1 protein-coding gene is annotated in these 3,605 nt (G+C 73.6%); it reads right to left on the reverse strand.

Features of this window, described 5'->3' with window-relative positions; genetic code table 11:
• Window positions 1-105: 105 nt before the first annotated feature.
• The gene (locus RI554_10820; protein ID MDR9392508.1) at window positions 106-3,492 is read right to left on the reverse strand and encodes a hypothetical protein; all 3,387 of its coding nucleotides are present in this window, start codon (window positions 3,490-3,492) and stop codon (window positions 106-108) included.
• Window positions 3,493-3,605 lie beyond the last annotated feature (113 nt).

The following is a 3,605-nucleotide window of genomic DNA, read 5'->3' on the forward strand; positions in this document are numbered from 1 at the left end:
TCTACCTCCAGCAGCACGCGTCGCGGGAGCTGCCGCTCCGCGTGCGCGGCTGAGGGCGGGCCGGGCGGGTGCGCCGTCCCCGCCCGGCCCTCGGGTCAGGGCGGGTCAGTCGGTGGGGCTGATCCGGCGGATGCCGCCCTCCTCGGTGCGGTAGACGTGGTCGGTCGGCGAGCTCGGGTCGACCGCCGTGAGCTTCCGCGGCCACCCGAACGCCGTGCGGAGGGCCGCCCCGTCGTCCGTGTCGGAGACCCAGGCGTCGCCCTCGTCCCCGAAGTCGTAGCGCGTCGAGCCGGTCCAGGCGTCGGTTTCCGACGGATCGGCGAGCACGTACGCGGTGGACGTGTCGACGCCGCCGGCGGCGTCCACGGCCAGGAACGTCGTATTGGGTTGACTGTACGTCATGTACCCGTACGGCTTCGGTCCCGCGTAGGCGTCGAGGTCGGAGCCGTAGGTGCCCTCCGTACTGCCCGCGGTCCAGTCGCCGGTGTCGAGGTCCAGCGTGATCGTGGCGCCGTCGGGGTACGTCGCGTTCTCGGTCGTCATGCGGGCCTCCGTGGCGCTGAACGGGGTCGCCCGGACCGTCACCTGGTCCCCCGCCCGCTCGACCCGCACCCGGGTTTGGTACCCGTCGGCCAGGTCGCTTCCGGACGGGTCTCCCCAGCCGGTCGAATCGGGGTCGCCGGGGACGTCGGTCTCCGCGACGATGGTGCGTGAAAACTCTCCGTCCGTCACGCTCACGTCCACGAGGGCCCAACCCTCATCCAAACTCCACGTCCCGGAGATGCGCCCGGGGGAGCGCGTCGCGACGAGGTACCGGAAGTTCGTCGCGTCGGTTTCGGCGAGCGCGACGATCAACCCGATCTCGTCGTTGTCGCTGGCGTCGGACCACAGCGTCGCCTCGAGGCGGAGGGTCTCGTGGTGGTCCGCTTCGGGGCTGAAGAACCCGCTGGGATGACCGGTATTCCACGTGTTTTGGATGAAGTCCCCCCCGAAGAGGTCGCTGCTCGAGGCGGTCCACGACTTCGCGTCCCTGCCTTCGGCGTCGTCGGTGGTGGACCAGATTTGGTGGACCCCATTCAAGGGTGCCCCAAAAACCGGCCAGGTGTCGAACACCTCCGTGAACGTCGGGGGGGTGTAGCCCCCCTCGTCGCGAAAGGCGTCCCAGGTGGCGTCGTTCGGGAAGACGATCGCGTCCCTCGGTGCGAGGTTCACGTCGATCGTCACGGTCGCCGTGTCGGTGTTGGACGGTTCGTCGGGGTCGCGGAGCCGGTAGGCGAAGGTGCCTTGCCCGCGTCGGTCCGCGAACCTCCCCACGTCCACCTCGACGTCGTCGCCGTCGCGCGTCACGCTCAGGGCATGCGCGGTGTCGGACAGGACCGTCACGTCGGCGGGGGAGGGCGTCGCGCCGTCCGCCCCGACGTCGTCCGCGAGGAGGTCGGCGATCGCCAGGCGGTTGCCGGTCGTGTCCTCGTCGAGGGCGTCGCTGCCCGACAGAGTCACGTCGTTCGCGACGACGGGACGCCAGAACGCGACGTCGACGGTGGAGATGCGCGTGGCGTCCGAGGCGGTCGTCCCGACGTGCGCGCTGACGTTCGCGAGGGTGTCGGGGTCGTCGGACGCGACGAGCGTCGCGGTAGCGACCCCCGTCGCGTCGGTCGCGGTCGTGTACGTGGCCGGTCCTGGGGCGAAGGTGCCGTGGCTGGTGGCGAAGGTGACGGGAAGCCCAGCGCGCTCGATCGTGTCGCCGTCGGCGTCGGAGAGGCGGGCGACGAGGTCCGTCGTGCCGGTCTCGGGGGCGATGGCGAGATCGGTGACGGAGAACGTGGACGTCGTGGGGTCGGCGGTCACGTCGATCGCGACGTCCGCGGCCGCGCGGAGGCCGTGCTCGTCCTCGACGAGGTAGGTGAACGACGCCCGCGTCCCGGCGGGCGCGGTGGGGGTGACGCGAAGGCGGTCCTCGGTGGGCGTCACGACCGTCACCCCGTCGGTGGCGGAGAGCCCGGCGAACGCCAGGTCGGCGTTCGGGTCGTCGGATGCGTCGTTGGCGAAGAGCGTCGCGACGTCGAGGGTGCGGTCCGCCCCCTGGACGACGGCGTACGGACCGTCGTCGTTCGCACGCAACGGCGCGGAGAAACGGACGACGACCCGCCCGATCTCCTGGGCTTCGTCGCCCCCCAGCAGCGCCCGGACCGTCGCGTCGACCGGGTAGGCGTCGTCGGCGACGAGTGTCGTCGCGGCCCGACCGGTGGCGTCGGTGCGCAGCGCCGGCGTCGGAAGGAAGCCGGCGTCGGTCGTGAGGGTGACGGGGAGGTCGCCGACCCCCAGCGGCGCGCCGCGCGCGTCTCGAAGAAGGACGCGGATTTCGGTGGCGGCCTCGCCGTCCCCGGCGAGGATCGCGTCGGAGGCGGTCACGATCGAGCGCTGCAGGTCGGGGACGACGTCGAACGCGACCGTGGCGTCGGCGCGGCGGTCCTGGTCGTCCGCCACGGCGTACGCGAACCGCGCCGTCCCGCCGACCTCGGCGCGGGCGGTCACGGTGAGGGCGTCGCCGTCGAGGGTCACGTCGACGCCGGTCGTCGTGACGGCCTCGGGAAGGAAGCGGAGGGGGACGCCGTCGGTGGCGGCGTCGTCGTCGAGCAGGTCGTCCTCGATCGACAGCGTCCGCGTGCCCCCCTGCGGGAGCGCGTACGGTCCGTCGTCGGTCGCGACGAGCGTCGCCTCGAAGGCGATGCGGGTCGTGCCGATGCGTGGAGCGTTCGCGTCGGGCCCCAGGTGGGCGGTGATGCGCGCGACGTCGCCGGCCCCGCCCGGCATCGTGAAGGTGGTGCGGGCGACGCCGTCCTCGTCGGTGACGACGACCGGCGTGACGAGGGTGCCGTCCGCGCTGGCGAACGTGACCGGAACGCCCCCCGCGCGGACCGCGGCGCCGTCGGCGTCGCGGAGCTGCACCTCGACGACGGCGCGGACGGTGCCGTCCTCGCGGAGGCGGACGCTCGCGGGGGGATTCGTCACGCCCGTGGCGGACTCCGCATCGCCGTCCGGCCCGTCGAGCGCGACCTCGTCGGGCGTGGTCCCGTAGAAGGCGGCGGTGGCGGTGACGGGGTCGGTGGAGGCGTCGCGTTCGGCGAATCGGGCCCGCACCTCGCCGTTGCCGTAGCGGCCCGCCGACCAGCGGGCGCGCGCCCGGCCTTCGGCGTCGGTGCGGGCCCGCACCGTGGTGGGGGCGTCCGCACCGCGCGCCTGCGCGCCCGAGGCGCCGTCCGCCCGGAGGGTCCCCAGCGTCGCTTCGAACACGACGGGGAGCCCCTCGCGAGCGAGCGCGTCGCCGTCGGCGTTGCGGGCTTGGAACGTCAGGTCCACGAGCGCGCGGCCGTCCGCGGGGGCGGCGTCGCGCGTCGCGGTCAGGGTGCTCGCGGCGAGGTCGGCCTCCCCGGTGGCGCCGGGCGGAACGTTCGTCGCTCGGCATGCGACGAGGCTCGTGAGGGCGATCACAAGGGCGGTGGCGGGGGGAACGAAACGCGGCGTTCGACGCCTTCGGCGCCGGGCGGCGGGATGGGACATGGGAACCTCCGGAAGCGAGCGGCTCGACGTCGGACGCCCGTTCG

Source organism: Trueperaceae bacterium (genome assembly GCA_031581195.1).
Lineage (GTDB): Bacteria > Deinococcota > Deinococci > Deinococcales > Trueperaceae > SLSQ01.